We start from the raw sequence: 17429 nt of genomic DNA, 5'->3' as shown, positions 1-17429 counted from the left end.
GAAGCCCCGACCCCGTGAAGCTCGGGACACACGGCATGTGGTGTGAACAGGGCCACGAGCCGCTACGGACACGGCAGCGGCGCCGACACCGCGATTTCGCGGTCGTCGCGTCCGACACGATCGGAGCAGGATAGTACCCTCGGCCTGTGTCCGTACCTGCCCCACCCGCCGGTTTCACCCTCGAGGACAGCATCGTCATCTGCGCCTTCGAGGGCTGGAACGATGGCGGCGACGCCGCCAGCACCGCCATAGAGCATCTCCAGCTCGTGTGGGACGCGACCAGCTGGGCCGAGATCGACCCGGATCCGTACTACGATTTCCAGGTTTCCCGTCCTACCGTGAAGCTGGTGGACGGTGTGACCCGCGAGGTCACCTGGCCGACGACCCGCATGTCGGTGTGCCGTCCGCCCGGCCTGGGCAAGGACGTGGTGCTGATCCACGGTATGGAACCGAACATGCGCTGGCGCTCCTTCTGCTCCGAGCTGCTCGCCCACGTCGAGCAGGCGGGCGCGAACACCGTGATCAGTCTCGGCGCGCTGCTCGCGGACGCTCCGCACACCCGTCCGATCCCGGTCACCGGAACGGCCTACGACACCGAGTCCGCCAACCGGTTCGGCCTGGAGCACTCACGCTACGAGGGCCCCACCGGCATCGTGGGTATCTTCCAGGACGCCTGCGTACGCGACGGGATCCCGGCCATCTCGTTCTGGGCCGCGGTCCCGCACTACGTTTCGCAGCCGCCCTCGCCCAAGGCGACCCTGGCACTGCTGCACCGCGTCGAGGAGGTTCTCGACCTGGAGGTTCCGCTGAACAACCTCCCCGAACAGGCCGAGGAGTGGGAGAACACGGTCAGCGAGATGACCGAGGAGGACGAGGACGTGCGCAACTACGTCCGGGCCCTGGAAGAACGCGGCGACGCGGAGAACTCGCTGACCGAGACCAGCGGTGAGGACATCGCCGCCGAGTTCGAGCGCTACCTGCGCAGGCGAGGTCCGGGCGGACAGGGCGGCAAGGGGAGTTCGGGCCCCGCTCAGGGCTGAACCGTCTCGGACGGTCCCGCCGGACGGCGTCGAGAGACGCCGCCCGGCGGTGCGTCAACCCCGGGCGACCTCACGCAGGTACTGCTCGGCGAGTTCCGGATCGAGGAACCAGTTCCCGAAATCGGCCGGATCGTCGAAGGCGTTGACGAACCGCTGGCGGATCGCCGGGGTGTCGGCGGCCTGCCTGAAGAGGTTCATCACGTGTTCCGGCGGGGGCTGCAGCATCGCGTTCGTCCAGGTCGTCACCGGCTCCACGACCGACCAGTAACGTTCGAAAGTCCGCTCCATCCATTCCCGGTCGAAGGGGCGGTCGCCCCGTTCGAGGATGCTGTACAGGTAGGACGCCGCGCACTTGCTCGCGTTGTTGGACCCCTGACCGGTTATGGGATCGTTGGCCACCACCACATCGGCCATGCCGAGCACGATCCCTCCCGAGGGGAGCTCCCCGACGGGACGACGCACCACCGGCGGATACCCACCGGACAGCGTTCCCTGGGAATCGGTCAGCTCCGCGTGCTTGAACCGTTCGTACTCCCAGGGGAAGTACTGTCGCATCAGCTCGAGCATCCGCTTCCAGTGCTCCCCCGCTGCCGGGCGATCGGACCAGCAGTCCAACGGGCCGCCCGGTAATCCTTCGAAGAAGGGGATCTCGCAGGGACCGCTCAGCGTGAGCCCGGGGATGACGAACAGCTCTCCCACCCCGGGGACCACATTGAAGCGCACCGCGTCCATGTCCGGGTGTTCCGGGCGGCGCCCCGCTCCGTGCACGTAGCTGACCGACAGCACGCGCTGCGGAGTGCTGTAAGGGGAACGGTTCGGATCGCGGCCGAAGAGCTGTACCAGCTCGCCTTTGCCCGCGGCGATGAGGACGAGTTCGTAGTGCCTGGTCAACGAATCGAGATCGGAAGTGGTCACCCCGTGGAAAATGACCTTCCCGCCGCGGTCCTCGAACAGCTCCAGCCATCCGGCCATCTTGATCCGCTGGTCCACCGACTGGGCGTGGTTGTCCAACCTGCCCACCCAGTCCAGCTCCCGGTCACCCTCAGGACCCGCGATCGATACGCCCACTCCCCGGATCTCGGGGGCCTGGTCCTCCCAGAGGTTGAGCTTGTAGTCCCGTTCGTACTGCAGAGCGGTGTGGAACATGGCCTGCGTGGACATCACACGCCCGCCGCGGATCTCCTCCGGCGTCCGCGCGGACATCACAGTGACGTCGTATCCGTGCTCGAGCAGGCTCAGCCCGGTCTGCAACCCCGCCTGTCCGGCTCCCACGATGAGGATCTTGCGCATCGCGTTCTCCTTTTCACCTGCCGACACCTTCCCGCCGCGGCGGCGGACACGATCATGCGGCGCCGTGCGTCACGTTCAACCGCATCGTGTGCGTTACCAAAGCACGCAGTGTATCCACAGTGGACACTGAATCACGTGCGTCACAGGCGATCAAGGGGATGTCCGGAGCCAGCGCGAGGGCGTCACGCACCTCTTCCAGGTCGTGGGTCAGCTTCCCGTCGAACAGGTTGACCGCGACGATGAAGGGGATGTCCGAGTCGTGCTCGAAGTAGTTGATCGCGGCGAATGACTCCGAGAGCCGTCGGGTGTCCACCAGAACCACGGCACCGAGCGCACCCCTGGCCAGGTCGTCCCAGAGGAACCAGAAACGGGACTGCCCGGGAGTTCCGAACAAGTAGAGCATGAGGTCCTGGTGCAGCTGGATGCGCCCGAAATCCATCGCGACCGTGGTGGTCGTCTTGTCCCCCGTCGGATCGATCTCGTCGATCCCTTCACTGGCCTCGGTCATCCAGGCCTCGGTGTTCAACGGGGCGATCTCGGACACCGCCGAGACGAACGTGGTCTTGCCGACTCCGAAGCCACCCGCGACCACGATCTTCGCCGAGAGCATCAACTCGGCGTGGTCATGCGGAGAGCTTGTTGAGGCCATCGAGAATCCTCTCGAGGATGTTGTGGTCGTAGCTGTAGGCCTGTCCGGTCGGGTGAATGAAAATCACCCCATCCGCCGCCAAGTCACTGACCAGCACTCGGATGACGCCGAGTGGAATATCCAGTGTGGCCGACAGCTCGGCGAGGGATACCGGACTGCGAGCGTGCTCGTAAACCGCACGGGATTCGGGGAGCAGCTTCTCCGCGCGATCCCGGTCGTATTCGGTGACCGAGATCATCGTCTCCACGAGAAGCTGATGCCGCGAGCGGGTCCGCCCACCCGTGAGGGCGTAGGGGCGTACCCGGCTGCTGCGACTTTCCCGCTGGGTCTGTGAGTGTGTGGCCATGGAGATTTCCTTAAACGATCAGTCACGCGGTCGCTTGGCGGTGACCACACGTCGTAGATCGGCCCGAACCTCGGGGGTCAACGCGTGTCCCGTGTTCTCCACGAACTGGGTCATCTCGTAGGCGACCACACGCATCTGGGCCTCCGAGGAAGTGAGCACGGCCAGTCCCGCCCCACTCCCGATCCCCATGAACAGGAAGTATCCGTGGTGAAGCCTGATGATGATCTGTTCGCAACCGCCCTTGTCGAACAGTGCCGAACCGTTCTGGGCAAGGCTGAGCAAACCGCTGGAGATGGCGGCCAGCTGCTCGGCCTCGTCATTGGTGACCGAGGAGGACCCCGCCAGCGGAAGACCATCCGCCGACAGGATCAACGCGTGGGTGACGCCGTGAACACGGCGTACGAAATCGTCGACTAACCAGTCGAAGTTCGGGGGCTGGGCGTCGTCTTCTGCAGCCGTCACTGCTGTGACCTCTCGGCGTCGTCGTTGTCGTCCTGCTGGTCCTTCCTGGCCTCGTGCTCACCCTCGGCGAAGGCACCCAGGTCCGCCAGCAATTGCTCATGACTCTCTCGCATGTCCACACCGGTGTCCTTTGTGGACGGCGTGGGGGAATCGTGTCGGGCGGTCGACGACCCCTTCAGGCTCTGCGAAACTCTGCGCGGCAATCCGTTCACGGTGGTGGACGACTCCGTTCCCGGCTGTTGAGCAGCAGCCTGCTCCTCGGACGGCCACACGGGTTCGGCCGTCACCGACGAGGCGACCGCTCGCTTGCTCGCCTCGGCCGGAGACGCTCCGGAACTCCGCTGCGCGGAGGGCTCCGGAGGACTCGTGCCCGCGTCCGGAGCACTGTCCGCTGCGGCCTGCTGCTTCTCCCGCATGGGCCTGCGCGCCGGACCGCGTCCTTCCGGTAAGGACTCCTCGTGCACCAGAGTGGACGGTAGCAGCACCGAAGCCGTGGTCCCGTGCGGAGCGCGACGGGACAACCACACCCGGATGCCGTGCCTGCCGGACAGACGCCGCACCACGGCCAGTCCCATGTGCCGCACCGCGTCGCGGTCGAGCACCGGCGCGCTCGCCAGCCGCTCGTTGAGCGCCGAGAGCCTGGCCGCGGGCAGACCGATCCCGGAGTCCTCGACCCGCACCATTATGCTTCCTCGCTCGGTCAGGTGAGCGCTGACGGTCACCGCCGAGTTCGGCGGGGAATGCGTCGTCGCATTGTCCAGCAGCTCCGCCAACAACCTGCTGATGTCGTCGGCGGCCAGCCCCACCACGCCGAGTTCGGTTATCTTGCCGAGCTCCACTCGGCTGTAGTGCTCGATGGCCGACATCCCGGCACGGATGACGTCGACCAGCGAAGCGGACTCCGGACGTGTTCCGCCCGCGTCCCTGCCGGCCAGGACCCGCAGGTTCTCCCCGTTGCGACGCAACCGTGTCGCCAGGTGGTCGAGCCGGTAGAGCCGGTCCAGCGATTCCGGGTCGTCCTCCTCGGACTCCATTTGCTCGAGCTGCTCGAGCAGCGAGTCCACGAGGTTCAGGTCGCGCAGGGCCACACTGGAACAGACTCCGGCCAGCACATCCTGCGCTCCGGGCTCACGCGGGGAAACGGGCCCGATGATCTGCGCCACGGTCTCGCGGGAACGCTGCAACAGCTGTTTGGTCGAACCCTCCAGCCGTTGTCTGGCCGCTCTGTCGCGCAACGACTTGCGCGAACGTTCGAGCATCTCCCATACCCGACTCACCATCCCACCTCGCAACCAAAGCGCGTATCACCGATCCGGGCTTCGTGCGGACTCATGCCACGAGATCCAATCAGACCGATCACGGGGAGTCTACGATGCCCCTGCCTCGAACATGAATGGTGAGTGGCGACCGAATGATTCGTTTCCGCGGAGTTCACCGCACCCGGGGACATCGCCGTGTGTCGGTATGAATTCGTTCGCCCGGACATTAATGCAACCCATTCGCCCGAATCAAGAGCGGGAGCGCTCCACCGCCGGACGAAACATCACCGTATGTACACAATGGACACAACAACGGGGAGGTGCGACGCCGCGAACGACACCGTACGTGATCGAACACTCCGGTGGCCAGCTCCCGCAGGCGGCCGAAAACACCCGAACGCGACGGGGCGGAACACTCGCCGAACGCATTCCCGGGGAGCACGCGGAACAACGTCCGGGACGAAGGCAGACACCGGCCGAACGATCAATTCGCCCCCGCGGCGCCGGCGGGGCGAACCCCCGCTCGGTGGCGCTTTCCGAGATGTCGACGACCGGCGTGGTGCTTTCGGCGCGGGCAGCGCCGAGAACACCCCACCACGCGACCGGACCGACCGCGGGTTCTCCCGCGTCACGCTCTCGCGAGGAAGGCCCGACGTGGCGCAGGTCGTCACCCGCTGCCGGGCCTCGGCTGAGCGGGAGTCCGCGAGGGGCCGCCACCCGAGCCCCCACCAAGGGGAGAGCGGAGACCCCGATCGGACGAAATCGCCGCTACAAAGCCACACCCAGCAGCGCGTCCACCGCGTTCCGGACCACCGAGGGCGCCCCTTCCTCGAAGGAGCCGTTCTCGCCGAGGGCCCGGTCGACCCACTCGTCGACGGCGCGCAGTGCCCCCTCCGCGTCCAGATCGTCGCTGAGGCGCTCCCGCATGCGGTCCAGGGTCTCCGCCGGCTCCGGCCCCCGTTCGAGGGACACGGCCTGACGCCAGCGTGCCAGCCTGGCGGCCCCGCTGGTGAGCAGATCGGCGTTCCAGGAACGGTTCTCCCGGTAGTGGCCGCCCAGCAGGGCCAGCCTGATCGCCATCGGGTCGACCCTGTCCCCGCGCAGGCGGGAGACGAACACCAGGTTGCCCTTGGACTTGGACATCTTCTGCCCGTCCAGCCCCACCATTCCGGCGTGGGAGTAGTGCTGTGCGAACGGGTGCTGTTCCGTCAGCGCCTCGGCGTGGGCCGCGCTGAACTCGTGGTGCGGGAAAGCCAGATCGGACCCGCCGCCCTGCAGGTCGAAGCCGATGCCCAGTCGGTTGAGCGCGATCACCGAGCACTCCAGGTGCCACCCCGGCCTGCCCGCCCCGAGCTCCTCCGCGTCCCAGGAGGGCTCGTTCGGCCGCGCCATCCGCCACAGCAGCGCGTCCAGCGGGTGCTTCTTGCCCGGCCGGTCCGGGTCACCGCCCCGCTCGGGGAACACCTCGGCCATCTCGTCCGCGCTGTACCGCGACTCGTATCCGAGCCGGCCCGTGGCGTCGTGCCGGAAGTAGACGTCCGGGTACTCGTCGTCGACCCGGTAGGCCGCGCCCGAGGCGAGCAGCTTGGTCACGGCCTGTTCGATCTCCGGTATCGATTCGACCGCACCGACGAAGTCCCGCGGGGGAAGCACCCGCAGCGCGGCCATGTCCTCCCGGAACAGGGCGGTCTCCCGCATCCCGAGCACGATCCAGTCCTCGTTGTCGTGCTCGGCGCGTTCCAGCAGCGGATCGTCGATATCGGTGACGTTCTGCACGTAGTGCACGTCGTGACCGTTGTCCAGCCACATGCGGTGCACCAGGTCGTAAGCGATGTACGTGGCCGCGTGCCCCAGGTGCGTGGCGTCGTAGGGGGTTATGCCGCACACGTACATCCCCACCCGTGGTCCCGCACCGACAGGTCTGATCTCACCGGTCGCGGTGTCGAACAAACGTAACGGGTGAGCCCTGCCGGGCAGGCTGGGAACGGAAACCGAGGACCAGGGTTGCATGTGTCCGACCCTAGCCGTTGTGCCACGAGGAGCCGTCGCGGGCCACGAGGTGCGAGCCCCGCACCACACCCCGCGCTGCTCCGTCCGGATGGTTCTCCGCGACCGGGAACAGCCGGTCCCGCGTTCATCCCCCGGAACGGTTCGGGGAGCGCTCACCGAGGCAGGATCCGGGTCTCGCCAACGGCCAGATCCCACAGCAGCTCCCCGCTGCCTCCCGCGGCGAACCACGCTCCGCGCAACCGCTCCAACGGCTGGAGAACGGGCTCCCCCGTCAGGGGGAAGGTGGCCCAGTGCATCCCGGCCAGCCTGCCCGCCCCGGTGTCCGCTGCAGCGGCCACGGCATCCTCCGGGGTCAGGTGCACCGAGCGCATCAACCACGGAGGGTGGTACGCGCCTATGGGCAACATCGCCAGCTCGATGTTCGGAAACCTGCGTCCTATCTCCGCGAAGAACGATCCGTAACCGGTGTCCCCCGCGTGGTACAGGCTTCGACCGTCCGGCGCCGTGACGATCCAACCACCCCACAGGCTCCGGCAGAAGTCCCACACCCCGCGTCTGCTCCAGTGACGAGCCGGGACGAAGTCGAAGCGGAGCGGACCGAGCGCGGTGGAATCCCACCAGTCGAGCTCCCGGACGTCGGTGAACCCGCGCCGGGTGAACCAGTTCCCCAGCCCCAGCGGAACGAGCACGGGCGTGCTCCGGGGAAACCGGGCCAGCGTCGACGCGTCCAGATGGTCGTAGTGGTTGTGGCTGATCAGCACCGCGTCCACGGGGAGCAGCTCCTCGAAGGCGAGCCCCGGCGGGCTCAGCCTCGGCGGGACTCCCGGGATGAGCGTGGACCACACCGGATCGGTGACCACCCGGCACCCCGCGGCCCGCAGCAGGAAGGTGGCGTGCCCGATCCAGGTCACGGCGACGTCGTGCGGTTCGACCCCGGGCAGCGGTCCACCGTGCAGCGGGACGAGCCTGCGATCCAGCACCGTCCCCCGCTGCTTCTCCTTCCACATGAAACGCAGCACGTCACGCACGTTCGGCAACGGGCCGTCCAACCGATCCGCGAAGGAGCGACGACGCTGGAACCGGATCACCATGTGGCCGCCTCCGAACTGCCCGGGAGACCGGAACGCGGTTACGGCGTGCAGGACACGAGACTCCCACGCACCGGCCCGCGTTCGTAACGCTCCGTCGAGTGACAACGCGCTGCGGGGCTTCCGGAAGTTCGAGCGCCCCGCGAGGTTTCCGAGAGACCGGCCCGCCGGGCTCCCTCACCGAGGCTTTCCGGTCCCGTCGAGGACCGGAGCGTGCCCTCGGCGCAGGCAGCACCGAAACACCACCTGAGCAGTCGGCCGGCGAACCACGATCAGAAGGGGGGCCAGGGAATCGCGGGCCACTCACCGGACGGTGCGGGCAGCACGCCCTGCTGCAGCAGCCGGTCGATCCTGTCGGCCACCGCCTGGATCTCCTTGGGGGTTATGTACTCGGCCAGCCCGGCGGCGAACGACCCGTCCAGCCTCGCACGCAACCGCGTGAGCCGCTCCACCGAGGATTCGTCCAGCTCACGTCCCAGCCAGCCCCACAGCACCGTGCGCAGCTTGTCGTCCGCGTTGAGACTCACCCCGTGGTCGATGCCGAGCACCTCACCCCGCGGGGTGCGGAGCACGTGCCCGCCCTTGCGGTCGGCGTTGTTGAGCACCACGTCGAGAACGGCCAGCCGACGCAGGTCCGCGTGATCGGCGTGCGCCAGCACCAGCGGGGCGCCCCGCTCGTCCTGGGCGTGCAGCACGGTCAGCCAGTCGTGGGGAACGTCCTCCGGGGAGAGCACGTCCACGAGCCCGGAGTCCTCCTGCTCGGTGTTCACCCAGAGCTGCAACATGCCGGCCCCGTAGGGGCCGTCGGCACGCCAGAGCGTCGGGGGAACCAGGTTCCACCCGATCTCCTCGGAAAGCAGGTACGCGGCGACCTCACGCCCGGCCAGCGTGCCGTCCGGGAAGTCCCACAACGGCCGCTCGCCGCGCACTGGCTTGTAAACGCAGTCCGCGCTCAGTCCGTCGTGCTCGACGGAGCAGAGCAGAGTCGCGTTGGATGCCTCGACCAGTCGCCCCCGAACCTCGATCCGCCCGTTGGCCAGCAGCTCGGCGGCGACATCGTCGGAGAGCACGGTCGACTACTCCTCCTCGGAACGTCGATAACCGTTCTGCCTCGGGCAGATGTGGCCGTTCGGGTCGAGCGGCTCCGAGCACAACGGACACGGCTTACGTCCGGCTTCGATCACTCGCTGGGCACGTTCCGCGAAGGCACGAGCGTGCGCGGCGCTGAGGAACACCCGAACGGCATCGGGCCCCTCCTCGGTGTCGTCGAGCACCACCGACTCGTCCACCTCTTCTTCGGTGACGGCCAGCAACTCCACCACCACCGCTTCGGTCTCCGCGTCCCAGCCGAGCCCCATGGTGCCGACCCGGAACTCCTCCTCCACGGGGACCTCGAGCGGACCGGAGTCGACGAGCTCGTCCGGCGGTTCGGTGGGCAGCTCGGTGTCGAACCGGCGCTGCACCTCTTCCAGCAGCGCATCGATGCGTTCGGTCAGCACCGAGACCTGCTGCTTCTCCAGCTGAACGCTCACTGTCCGCAAGTCCTCGGTGGCCTGCAGATAGAAGGTGCGCTCGCCGGGCTCTCCGACCGTTCCGACGATGAAACGATCGGGCTGACGGAATACGTGGATGACACGAGCCATGACACCCTCGACACTAAGTCACCGTCGCTCGGATCATGCAGCCCCGCCCCCATGATGCTCGGCGAAATCTTGCCTGGTAAAGAGCTTCTCGAACAGGGGAATCCGGCCCCACCGGGGATTTCGAGCTCCCGCGCGGCGTGTTCGCCTCCGGCGAACACCTCGCCCCGAAGCGTATCGGAGTCACCATCGGTAACCAAAATTGACCAAAAGTGTTCACCCGGCGAACAACATTCTCCCGCCACCTCGCGACGCCGCATCATGGAGCACATGTCGATCAGCACATCGGAGAACACCCGTCCACGCGGACTCCGGCCGGGGGACACGGTCGCCGTGGTGGCTCCGGCCGGGCCCGTCCCCGCCGAACAGCTGCGGGCCGGAGTGGCCGGACTCGAGTCCTGGGGGCTGCGGGTCCTGCTCGGCGAGCACGTCCTGGACCGCCACCCCCGGCTGGACTACCTGGCCGGGCTGGACGGGGACCGCGCCGCCGACCTGCGCTGGGCGTGGTGCCACCCGGAGGTCTCCGCCGTCCTCTGCGCGCGCGGTGGCTACGGAACGATGCGGATGCTCGACGAGCTCGACCGGGACGCCCTCGCCCGAGCGCCGCGGAAACTGCTGGTCGGTTCCAGCGACGTGACGGCGCTGCACGAAGCCTTTTCCCGCGAGCTCGACGTGGTCACCCTGTTCGGCCCGATGGTCGCCACCTCCGCGTTCACGGAGGACGCCACCGCGCGGGAGCGGTTGCGCGGGATCCTGTTCGAACCGCAGGAGTCGCTCTCCCTGCGGGGCGCCGGGGTGGAACCGCTGCGCGGCGGCCGTGCCACGGGGGTGCTTCACGGGGGCAACCTCAGCGTGCTCGCCGGAACGCTCGGTTCCGCCGCCCCGCCCCGGCGGCCGAACCCGGGGATAGCGCTGCTGGAGGACGTCACCGAGGAGCCCTACCAGCTCGACCGCTACCTCACCCAGCTGCGCCGGGCGGGCTGGTTCGACCACGTGGCCGGTGTGGCGCTCGGCTCCTGGCGCGCGTGCGGCTCACTGGAACGCGTCCGGACGACTATGGCGGACCTCCTCGGCGACCTGGGGGTTCCCGTGGCTTGGGAACTGGGGTTCGGGCACCGGGACGGTCAGCTCAGCGTTCCGCTCGGGGTCACCGCCGAGCTGGACGCCGACGCCTGCGAACTCACCCTAGCCGGCCCGGCCCTGTGCTGAGCCGCTGTCCGACGCCCCACCAAGGGAGGGCTCCGAGGGCCCGCCCGGTAGCTCCGCGCCGCCCGCCCGAGCGGCGAACCTCGATCAGGCATCGATCCCGCCCCACCGGGTGTCCCCCTCCGGGGCGATCGTGCAACGATCCGGATCCGAGAATGCGCGTACGTCCGATCACACACGAAGCGCTGGTCACCGAACTGGCCGACCGGCTGCTGCACGTAACCGGCCCGCTCGGGTCCCTGGTCGCGCTCGACGGCCATCCGCTGACCGGCACGCGCGAGCTCGCGGACTCACTGGCGGAAGAGTTGCGCACCCGCGGGCGTCGCGCCGTGCGCGTCAGCACGTGGGACTACCTGCGTCCCGCTTCGCTGCGCTTGGAACGGGGCCGCACCGACCCCGAGGTCTTCCTGCACGACTGGTTCGACTTCGAGGGGCTGTCCCGGGAGGTGCTCGCCCCGCTCGCGGCCGGAGGCGACGGTCACGTGCTCACCGCGCTCTGGGACCCGGACAGCGACCGCTCTCCCCGCGAACCCCGCACCGAGGTGGGCGAGAACGGCACGGTGCTGGTCGAGGGGCCCTTTCTGCTGGGTAAACGGCTCGACTTCGACTTCGCCGTACACCTGTGGATGTCCGAGAAGGTACTGCGGCGGAAAGTGCCCGCCGAGGACGAGTGGCAGCTTCCGGCCTTTTCCGAGTACGCGCACGAGATCCGCCCCGAGAGGACGGCCGACCGGCTGATCCGGGCGGACCGTCCGGAACGGCCCGCCGTCGTGGACGCCCTGGACTGAGACGACTCGTAACGAAGCTTCGCTTGCGCGGTCGGGCAGCCGTCACGTGAGTCGGCGCCTCGCTGCGTTGGAGGGCACCTCGAGCAGCGGCGACCGGACGAGCAGTCGCCCGAGCCGCGCGGGCACTTCGCGGGGGTTGTGGCCGACCGGGGCGGAAGGCCGCGCTCAGGTGACCGTGCGCGTGAGCACGGGGACGGCCGCGAGCAGGGCTTTCGTGTACTCGTGCTCGGGAGAGGTCAGCACCTGTTCGACGGGCCCCCGCTCGACCACCTCCCCGGCTCGCATCACGGCCACGCGGTCCGCGATGCTCCAGGCGAGCCCCAGATCGTGCGTTATCACCAGAGTGGACAGACCACGTTCCCTCCGGAGTCCGAGCAGCAGCTCGAGGACCTCACCCCGGACGGTGGCGTCCAGCGAGGCGACCGGCTCGTCGGCCACCAGCACCCTGGGGTCGAGCACCAGGGCTCCCGCGATCACCACCCGTTGGCGCTGGCCACCGGAGAGTTCGTGCGGGAAACGGCCGAGGAACTCCTCCGCAGGACGCAGCTCGGCCGCTTCGAGGGCGGCCCGAACACGTTCTCCCTCGTTCACGACGTCCCCGTGCACCCGAAGCCCCTCGGCGACGGCCTCGTAGACGGTGTGGCGCGGATTGAGCGCCCCGGTCGGATCCTGCAGCACCAGCTGAACCCGCCTGCGGAAGGCCCGCAGCCCACCACCCGTGTGCGCCAGCGGGGCACCCAGATAGCTCACACCGCCCGCGTCGGGACGTCGCAGCCCGAGCAGTGTGCGGGCCAGGGTCGTCTTGCCCGAACCGGACTGTCCCACCAGGGCGACTATCTCGTCCTCGCACACGTCCAGGTCGACACCGCTGACCGCCCTCGTACGGATCCGCGCACCGTCGGTGAAGCTCACGCTGACCCCGCGGGCGCTGAGCAGCGCACCGTTCGAGGCGGCCCCACCTCTCGGCGTGTCGGCACCGCCCGAGCGCTCCCCCTCCCCGACCCGCCGGGAGGAGACGTCGCCGACGATCGGGAACGCGGTCGCCAACGCACGGGTGTGCCGGTGCTCGGGGCTGGTGACGAGCCGCTCGGCCCGTCCCCGCTCCACGAGCTCCCCCTGGTACATCACGGCCAAACGCCCGCAGGTGTTCGCCAGCACCGAGAGGTCGTGGCTGATCACCAGCAGGGCGACGTCGCGCCGGGCCACCGAGTTCCGCAACAACGTCAGAACCTGGGACTGTACCACCACGTCGAGAGCTGTGGTCGGCTCGTCCGCGATGATCAGGCTCGGCTCGCAGGCCAGCGCCATCGCGATCATCACCCGTTGGCGCTGCCCTCCCGAGAGCTCGTGCGGATAGGCGTCGCGGCGCTCGACGGGAAGCTCCACCTGCTCCAGCAACTCGGCCACCCGCGCGCGCAGCACCGCGGTGGGGACCCGCTCGGCGGAGTGCAACCGGATGGGCTCGGCGATCTGGTCACCCACGGTGCGCACCGGGTTGAGCGCGTGCATGGCCCCCTGGAACACCACCGAGGCTCCGGCCCAGCGCACGGCCCGCAACCCGCCCCAGGTCAGCTTCCCCACATCACGCCCGCCCAGCAGGACCTCGCCCTCCACGCGCGCCGAGCGCGGCAACAACCGCAGCACCGACAGGGCGAGCGTGGTCTTCCCGCAGCCGGACTCCCCGGCCAGCCCGAGCGTCTGCCCGGCTTCCAGGCTCAGGCTCACGTCCGTGACGGCCCGCCGCAGTCCCCCGCCCGCGCGGTAGGAGATCGAGACGTCGCGCATGTCGAGAACCGGAGTCATTCGGCCCCACCCCGCAATCTCGGGTTCAGCACGGTCTCCAGGGCACGGCCGCACAGGGTGAAAGCGAGCACGACCACCGCGATGCCGATCCCGGGAGGAAGCAGGTACCACCACGCCCCTGCCGTCACCGCCCCGGTGTCCATCGCGGACTTGAGCATCGCGCCCCAGGAGATCCGGCTCGGGTCGCCCAGCCCGAGGAAGGAGAGCGTCGACTCGGCTATGATCGCGCTGGCCACCGTCAACGTGGTCGTGGCGAACACGAGCGGAAGCACCGAGGGCAGCACGTGCTTCACGAGCACGTGCCCGTGCCCACCGCCGAGCGCCCTGGCCCGTTCGACGTAGGGACGTGTCTCCACGGTCAGCGTTTGAGCCCGCACCAGTCGGGCGGTCTGCGGCCACGAGGTGACCCCGATGGCCAGCACTATGGTGAACAGCCCCCTGGACAGCACCGTCGACAGCGCTATGGCCAGCACCAGCGCCGGAAGCACCAGGAAGAAATCGGTCAACCGCAGCAGCACGGTCTCCACCCAGCCACCGAAGTGCGCCGCCGTCAGACCGACCACGGTGCCGATCACCATCGAAAGCACGGCGGCCGCGGCCCCGACCAGCAGGGACATGCGCGCCCCCCACCAGGTCAGCAGCAGCACGGAGCGCCCCGACTCGTCCGTGCCCAACCAGTGCTGCGCTCCCGGTGGCCGCAGCGCGGACGCGTCGACCCCCGTGACGTCCAGCTCGGCGGAGTCGGTCAGCACCGGTGCCAGCACGGCCAGCAACACGGCGCACACGAGGACCGCGAGCCCGAGCACCCCACCGCGTTCGGCGCGGTAGACGCGCCACGAATCGGCCAGCGCGGCCAGTCGCCGCGAACGCACGTTTCCGGAGGGGGGATTCGTGGTCATGAGGCACGCACCCGTGGGTCGAGAACCCGGTACAGCAGTTCGGCCAGCACGTTCATCACGATCACGCTTCCCGCCAGGACGATGAACGTTCCCTGCAACAACGGGAGGTCGGGGACACGAAGCGCCTCGTAGGTCAACAGCCCCAGTCCGGGCCAGGAGAAAACGGTCTCCACGGTGATGGCACCGGAAACGACCAGCCCCAGGTGGAGGAATATCAACGTCACCGTGGGCAGCAACGCGTTGGGAACGGCGTGCCTGCGCCGCACCAGGTCCTCCCGCAGTCCCTTCGCGCGGGCCGTGGTCAGGTACTCCTCGCCCATCTCCTCGAGCAGGGAACTGCGCATCACCATCATGAACTGGGCGTGGATGACCGCCACCAGCGTCACGCACGGAAGCACGAGGTGGTGGCCCACGTCGAGCACGCGCGGCAGCACACCGGGTGGAACGTCGGGGGAGGACATTCCCGCCACCGGGAACAGCCCGGGCATCGGCCCGACCCCCACTCCGAAGGCCATCAGCAGCAGCAGACCCAGCCAGAAGGTCGGAACGGACCACAGGGTCAGCCCCACCGAGGTGAACCAGCGGTCGGCGGAGCCGCCGTGACGCCACGCCGCGCGCGTGCCCATCCACAGCCCGAGCAGCACGGCGAGCACCGTCGCGGTTCCCACCAGCAGCACGGTGGGGCCGATCCGCTCCCCGATCAGTTCCGCCACCGGCCGGTTGTAGGTGTAGGAGGTGCCCAGCTCCCCGCGCACCAGGTTCCCGAGGAAGTCGCGGAACTGCACGTACAACGGCTGGTCCAGCCCGAAGCGGTGCCGCAACGCGGCCAGCTGCTCGGCGCTGACCGGTGCCGACCTGGTCATGGTGCGTGCCGGATCGCCGGGCAACACCCGGAACAGGAAGAATCCGAGCACCACCACCAGCAGCAGGCTCAGCGCCCCGCCGCCCAGCTTCAGCGCCACGAACCCGAGGATCCGCGGCGCGCGGGCGGGGGGCCTCCGGACGTCGTCCCTGTCACGCGTGTCGGTCATGGCTATTCCCGGTGTTCCGCGGTACGACGCCTGTGAGCGCTCGCGGAGAACACCACGAGCGCGCCGAGCAGGACCACGCCCACGATCACGAACGCCGCGGAGCGGTACCCGGCCCCGCCCCCGGCGGTTCGCGCCCGTTCGGTCGGTTCCGCCCGGTAGTAGCCCCAGTAGCCCTGCTGGGCCGTGATGACACCGCGTTCCGCCGGCTGCCTCTCGAATCCCGCGAAACGGTCCGAGCGGTAGGCCTCGAGCGCGTTCGGGTAGAACAGGATCAGGCCGGTCGCCATCTCGTGGAACCGCCCTTGGGCCCGCTTCACCAGTTCCACCCGCGCGTCCCGGTCGAATTCGGCCAGCTGCCGCGCGTACAGCTCGTCGTAGCGCTCGTCGCAGAGGAAGCTGTCCGGGAGGCCTCCGCCCCCGGGGTTGGGCCTGGCTCCGCAGGTCTGCAGCCGCAGCACGTAGTCCGGATCGGGGTTGACGGACCAGCCGCTGATCACCATGTCGAAGTCGCCTGCCGTTGTGCGCTGGTTGACCTGGTTGTCCGACACCGGCTGCAGGCTCACCTCGACCCCGATCCCGGACAACCACTCCTTGACGAACTTGCCCACCAGCGCGTCGGTGGACGAGTCACCGTGCAGCACGAATTCGAAGTCCAGCGGCCGCCCGGAAGGCCCCCGGCGGATCCCGTCGGGACCGCGGGGATACCCGGCCTCGTCCAGAGCTCGGTCGGCCGCCTCGAGCGAGAAGGAGCGTCGCTCGTCGTCCGGGGGAGACCAGTGGTACTTCCGGAAGATGGGAGGCAGGTAACCGGCTCCGACCGTGCCGTGCCCCCCGAGCACCCGGTCGACCAGTTCGGACCGGTCGATCGCGCGGTCCAAAGCTTTGCGCACCCGGACGTCCCGCAGCGCGGGGTGGCCGGTGCCGATGGGGTCGCCCGCGCTGTTGGCCGCTCCCGGGTTCAGCACGAGCTCGTAGAACCGACGTCCCTTCCCCTTCACCCGTTCGATGTTCTCGGCCCCCTTCAGGGCGTCGAACTGCGCGGGGGTCAGCTTTCTCGCCACGTCGATCTCGCCCTTGCGCAGCGCCTGCACCGCGGCGTCGCTGTTCTCGAAGTTGACGAAACGCAGCCGGTCCACCGTGGGCGCCCCGCGCCAGAAGTCCTCGTTGGCCTCGAGGGTCAGGGACTGCTGCGGCCGGTAGTCGGTCACCTCGAAGGGGCCACTGCCCACGATGGGCATTCGCCGGTTCGCGAACCCGGCCACGTCGTCGACTTCCGACCAGACGTGTTCGGGCACGATCGGCACGGCGAGGGAGCGCATCGTGGCCTGGGGAGTCTCGGTTCTGATCACCACCCGCCCGTCGTCGGGGGCGGAGACCTCCGCGAAGTTGTCCACGTAGTTCCCGTTGGCCGTCGCCGCCGCCGAGTCGGTCATCATGCGGTCGAACGTGTAGGCGACGTCGTGGGCGGTGACCGGTTCCCCGTCCGACCACTTCACTCCTTCACGGATGTGAAAGGTCCAGGTGAGCTTGTCGCGCGAGGACTCCCAGTCGGTGGCCAGCTCGGGGACCACCGAGAAGTCCTCGGAGCTGTAGGTGGTCAGGGTCGGGTAGATCAGCCGAAAGACCTCGGTGGCGGCCCGGCTGAAACCGAGGAAGGGATTGAGCGAATCGAACTCCTGCTGAATCCCGACCCTGAGGGTGGCCTCCCCCTCCTGTCCCGAACCGTCGCCGCGCTCGTTCGCGGAAAGAGCGCCGGGGGCGAGGACCACGGGAAGCAGCAGCCCGGCGATCACCACGGTGGCCGCGGCACGCGGAAAGCTCGGTCGAACACCGGCAGACCGCACACCCATGGTGATCACTCCCTCACGTCACGTGGTAGAAAAGAACCACCGGACCCGTCTTCCAGTCAATGGTTCAC

The 17429-nt window shown here is 68.7% G+C and carries 16 protein-coding genes; 3 read left to right on the top strand and 13 right to left on the bottom strand.

Translation table 11 applies throughout. From position 1 onward, the window contains the following. Nucleotides 1-146: 146 nt before the first annotated feature. Entirely contained in the window at nucleotides 147-1040 is an 894-nt protein-coding gene (locus tag FHR84_RS01885) for a PAC2 family protein (RefSeq protein ID WP_179533669.1), read from the top strand. Between the two features lie 54 nt (nucleotides 1041-1094). Here FHR84_RS01885 and FHR84_RS01880 read toward each other — a convergent pair whose 3' ends face one another. From FHR84_RS01880 to FHR84_RS01840, 9 genes are all read right to left on the bottom strand, one after another. After that, on the bottom strand, nucleotides 1095-2330 hold the full coding sequence (locus FHR84_RS01880) for a styrene monooxygenase/indole monooxygenase family protein (protein ID WP_179533668.1): 1236 nt from the start codon (nucleotides 2328-2330) through the stop codon (nucleotides 1095-1097). A 52-nt stretch (nucleotides 2331-2382) separates the two neighbouring features. After that, nucleotides 2383-2979, bottom strand: a complete 597-nt coding sequence (locus FHR84_RS01875) for a GTP-binding protein (RefSeq protein WP_343075127.1) — start codon at nucleotides 2977-2979, stop codon at nucleotides 2383-2385. Further along, entirely contained in the window at nucleotides 2954-3325 is a 372-nt protein-coding gene (locus FHR84_RS01870) for a DUF742 domain-containing protein (protein ID WP_179533667.1), read from the bottom strand. The genes FHR84_RS01875 and FHR84_RS01870 overlap by 26 nt, the downstream gene beginning before the upstream one ends. Before the next feature lie 18 nt (nucleotides 3326-3343). Next, nucleotides 3344-3787 (bottom strand): roadblock/LC7 domain-containing protein, encoded by a 444-nt coding sequence (locus FHR84_RS01865; protein WP_092520603.1) that lies wholly within the window; start codon nucleotides 3785-3787, stop codon nucleotides 3344-3346. Then, nucleotides 3784-5067 carry an ATP-binding protein gene (locus FHR84_RS01860; RefSeq protein WP_179533666.1) on the bottom strand — a complete coding sequence of 428 codons (1284 nt, stop codon included), beginning with the start codon at nucleotides 5065-5067 and terminating at the stop codon, nucleotides 3784-3786. The genes FHR84_RS01865 and FHR84_RS01860 overlap by 4 nt, the downstream gene beginning before the upstream one ends. A gap of 747 nt (nucleotides 5068-5814) precedes the next feature. Then, complete coding sequence (gene mshC / locus FHR84_RS01855) at nucleotides 5815-7056, bottom strand: cysteine--1-D-myo-inosityl 2-amino-2-deoxy-alpha-D-glucopyranoside ligase (protein ID WP_179533665.1); 1242 nt, start codon at nucleotides 7054-7056, stop codon at nucleotides 5815-5817. A gap of 152 nt (nucleotides 7057-7208) precedes the next feature. Continuing rightward, nucleotides 7209-8147 carry an MBL fold metallo-hydrolase gene (locus FHR84_RS01850; RefSeq protein ID WP_179533664.1) on the bottom strand — a complete coding sequence of 313 codons (939 nt, stop codon included), beginning with the start codon at nucleotides 8145-8147 and terminating at the stop codon, nucleotides 7209-7211. Nucleotides 8148-8416: 269 nt separating this feature from the next. Further along, nucleotides 8417-9214 carry an SCO1664 family protein gene (locus FHR84_RS01845; protein WP_179533663.1) on the bottom strand — a complete coding sequence of 266 codons (798 nt, stop codon included), beginning with the start codon at nucleotides 9212-9214 and terminating at the stop codon, nucleotides 8417-8419. Between the two features lie 6 nt (nucleotides 9215-9220). Continuing rightward, nucleotides 9221-9787 (bottom strand): DUF3090 domain-containing protein, encoded by a 567-nt coding sequence (locus tag FHR84_RS01840; RefSeq protein ID WP_017975876.1) that lies wholly within the window; start codon nucleotides 9785-9787, stop codon nucleotides 9221-9223. A 267-nt stretch (nucleotides 9788-10054) separates the two neighbouring features. Here FHR84_RS01840 and FHR84_RS01835 point away from each other — a divergent pair, with 267 nt between their 5' ends. Together FHR84_RS01835 and FHR84_RS01830 are read left to right on the top strand one after the other, a co-directional pair. Further along, nucleotides 10055-10993 carry a S66 peptidase family protein gene (locus FHR84_RS01835; protein ID WP_179533662.1) on the top strand — a complete coding sequence of 313 codons (939 nt, stop codon included), beginning with the start codon at nucleotides 10055-10057 and terminating at the stop codon, nucleotides 10991-10993. A 152-nt stretch (nucleotides 10994-11145) separates the two neighbouring features. After that, on the top strand, nucleotides 11146-11778 hold the full coding sequence (locus tag FHR84_RS01830) for a nucleoside/nucleotide kinase family protein (protein ID WP_179533661.1): 633 nt from the start codon (nucleotides 11146-11148) through the stop codon (nucleotides 11776-11778). Nucleotides 11779-11943: 165 nt separating this feature from the next. On the opposite strand, the gene nikE is transcribed toward FHR84_RS01830, so the two are convergent. The 4 genes from nikE to FHR84_RS01810 are packed head-to-tail and all read right to left on the bottom strand — an operon-like array spanning nucleotide 11944 to nucleotide 17361. Next, nucleotides 11944-13581 (bottom strand): nickel ABC transporter ATP-binding protein NikE, encoded by a 1638-nt coding sequence (gene nikE, locus FHR84_RS01825; protein WP_179533660.1) that lies wholly within the window; start codon nucleotides 13579-13581, stop codon nucleotides 11944-11946. Continuing rightward, entirely contained in the window at nucleotides 13578-14480 is a 903-nt protein-coding gene (locus tag FHR84_RS01820; RefSeq protein WP_179533659.1) for an ABC transporter permease, read from the bottom strand. The genes nikE and FHR84_RS01820 overlap by 4 nt, the downstream gene beginning before the upstream one ends. Continuing rightward, complete coding sequence (locus FHR84_RS01815) at nucleotides 14477-15511, bottom strand: ABC transporter permease (RefSeq protein ID WP_179533658.1); 1035 nt, start codon at nucleotides 15509-15511, stop codon at nucleotides 14477-14479. The genes FHR84_RS01820 and FHR84_RS01815 overlap by 4 nt, the downstream gene beginning before the upstream one ends. Nucleotides 15512-15513: 2 nt before the next feature. Further along, entirely contained in the window at nucleotides 15514-17361 is a 1848-nt protein-coding gene (locus tag FHR84_RS01810; RefSeq protein WP_179533657.1) for an ABC transporter substrate-binding protein, read from the bottom strand. Nucleotides 17362-17429: the final 68 nt, after the last annotated feature.

This window comes from Actinopolyspora biskrensis (assembly GCF_013408175.1).
In the GTDB taxonomy this organism is placed as follows: Bacteria; Actinomycetota; Actinomycetes; order Mycobacteriales; family Pseudonocardiaceae; genus Actinopolyspora; species Actinopolyspora biskrensis.
Note: the sequence above shows the minus strand (reverse complement) of the source record. Positions and strands in the feature narration are given on the sequence as shown.